The organism is Sphingomonas sp. OV641 (assembly GCF_900109205.1).
Lineage (GTDB): Bacteria > Pseudomonadota > Alphaproteobacteria > Sphingomonadales > Sphingomonadaceae > Sphingomonas.
This window is the reverse complement of the sequence record NZ_FNZB01000028.1, coordinates 1-2,714: the sequence shown is the minus strand read 5'-3', so window position 1 is coordinate 2,714 and position 2,714 is coordinate 1. Positions and strand designations below refer to the sequence as shown.

Genomic DNA, 2,714 nt, shown 5'->3' with positions numbered 1-2,714 from the left:
CCCATCGCAATCACCTCGTCGAGCGCGAACGGGATCATGATCAGCATGGCGAGCGCGGCGATCAGCGCCAGCGTGCTCCACGTGCCGATGACGATGGGCTGACTGATGATGAAATAGATGCTGATGACGCCGAGCGGGATGACAAGGATGCCGAAGAAGGTCACCATCCACGGCATGGTCCGCCAGCGGTCGCGGGTGCCCATTACCGCCATCAGGATCTCGAGGACATAGCTGACCGTGCCGAGCCCACCATCGGGAATCGGCCAGGCCTTGGACATGTCCGAGGTGATGATCTCCTCGGTGCCGTTGCGTGGATCGCTCAGGGAGCCGGCGAAAAACGGCTCCCAAACGCCGTCAATATGCCCCAGTTGGTAGGCGGTGAGGATGCGCGAGGTGAGAAGGCCGATCAGACCCATGGCGACGATCGGCAGCCGCTGTGCGTCGGTGGATGGCGAATAGGTCCAGCCGGGCGGGATGTTCTTGGGGTCCATCATGCCCGCCATGCTCATGCCCGGCATCATCGGCACGAGCACCGACAGGGCGATCACGGCCGAGCCGATGAGCAGGTTGTTGTTGTACTGAGCGGCGCTCGGGCTCCAGAAGATCAGCGGGGCGAAGAACAGCCAGATGCCGACGAACGCGACCGCCCACTGCGCCCATGTCTTGGTGCGCGGAACGAGCGACAGCGCGCCGAACAGCACGATGGCGAGGCCGCTGACGACATCGCTGATGGCCAGCGCGTTCGCCCGCCACTCGATCGACGGCAGCCCGCGATCAATAGTTACGAAGCGCGCCGCCTCGCCGACACTGTGAGTGGTCACGGAGTCGTAGATAAGCGGGCTGGAGGCGAGCCACAGCCCAAGACCGATGTTTGCGTAAAGAGCCCAGCGCGCACGGCGCTCGTCGCGGTCCATTATGGCCATGTGATCGCCGTGTGCACCGTGACCGGTCATCGCCATGTCCGCCGCGCCAGGTCGGTGCCCCATGGCAGCATGGTCCATGCTGCTATGGTCCGCAGCCCCGTGATCCATACCGGCCATTCCACCGCCTGCCGCTGCGGGTTGTTGGCCCGGCGCTACAGGTTCGGCCTTTAGCTTATCGTGCCAGGCAACCAGATTCTCGTTAAGCTTGTTGTTCCGATACCAGGCCCGCGGGTGGCGCTTCAGCGCGGCGACGATCGTCGGCAGCGTGTCCCGGAGGCGATGCTTCGGTTCCCAACCGAGCAGCAAGCGGGCGCGTGAAATATCGAGGATATAGTGGTCGTTGCTGCTGTCGATCATCCAGGGCTGGATGAAGTCGTCGCTGCCGAGCGCTTCGTTCTGCAGGATGATCCCGGCTTTCGCGAGCGGCTGCGGAATCCGGATCGTCTTCCAGCCCTCGCCGTGGAGCGCCTCGCCGACGATGTCCTGGATCTCGGCATAGCCGGGTGCGTCGGGCTCGCCGATGAGCAGCGGCAGTTCTGACGGCAGTTCGTGCCGCCGATCGACCAGACGCAGCACGGCGTCAGCCAAGTCGTCGCGGTGCACCGATGACTGCGCCGCACACAGCATGCCGGGATAAAAGTGCGAGATCAGGCGGTGCTCGTAAATCTGCGATATCTGCTGCGCGAGAAAAGCCGAGCGTCCGTCGTCGTCGTAAACTCCGGCGGCGCGCATATAAACGACGGGGATGTTTCCGTGGCGCTCATGCAGCAATGTCTCGGCGTCGACCTTGGACTGCGGATAGGCCCAGGACGCGCCGATCGGCGAGTCCTCGTTGATGCGCTCGTAGGGTGTGGGGGTCGGCTTATGAACGAGCATCGTGCTGGCGAAGACGAATTGTCCGACTTCGAACGATTGCAGCCCGTCAATCAGCCGGCGGGTGCCCTGCACGGTGACCTTGTCATAAAGCGGATTGGCATCGCCCGTAATATCGTAATAGGCGGCGAGATGGATCACCGAGGCGATGCGGTTGCCATAGCGGGCACGAACCTCATCAAGTGCAGCGCGCACTGCCTCGTCAGAGCCGAGATCGAAGTCGACTGCTGCGGCGGGCGGCGGCGGATCGGGAGGACCAGCGCGATCGAGGCCGACGACCCTATAGCGCTCGCTAAGCTTGGCGATCAACGCGGCCGCGATGAAGCCGCTCGCGCCCGTGATGAGGACGACTTCGCCACCCTGGCCGCTGCCGGCTTCACTGCGTTTGCCATCGGTCATGACTTTGCCACCCTTGTTCATTCATCTCTGAAAACACTGACAGGCCCACCCGGACCAACCCTCTCGCACGCCCAGCTTTGCAGCGCGACGCGGCCTTCCCGCAAGCGCCTGTGGGCGACTTAGGGCGTCGGACACGTAAGCTCAGTCCAAGCGGGGGGTGTCTTGGGAGGCGAGGGTTAAGCCGCGTAAGTGGGTAAAAGAAGGTGGAAGGCCTGAGCGGCGCTTGCGTGGACGGTTGGTCCATAGCGCTTACATGCCCGACGCGGGTGGCGCGAGGGTGCCTAGCCATGCCACGAGCGCCAGGATGCCGATCACGCAGGCTGTCTCGACCGCAAGGCTGACCCGCAGCGCCGTAAGCGCCCCGCCATGGTCGTTCATGGCAATCGAGCGCTCAAAGGCCGGCGTGAGGCGAAACCGATTGAGCGAAGCGAGCCCCAGCATCCCGGCGAACAGGGCTAGCTTGGCGAGCAGCAACAGGCCGTAAAGTGTCGTTCCCAGAGCCATAAAATTGGTCGGCCC

General features: G+C 63.7%; 2 protein-coding genes. Both read right to left on the bottom strand.

What is annotated here, in order from left to right; translation table 11 throughout:
• On the bottom strand, nucleotides 1-2,195 hold a 2,195-nt coding region (locus BMX36_RS21155), incomplete at its 3' end, for a vitamin K epoxide reductase family protein (protein WP_093068539.1).
• 249 nt (nucleotides 2,196-2,444) lie between these two features.
• Nucleotides 2,445-2,714 (bottom strand): CopD family protein (locus BMX36_RS21150; RefSeq protein ID WP_177179238.1); only part of this gene is annotated, 270 nt, incomplete at its 5' end.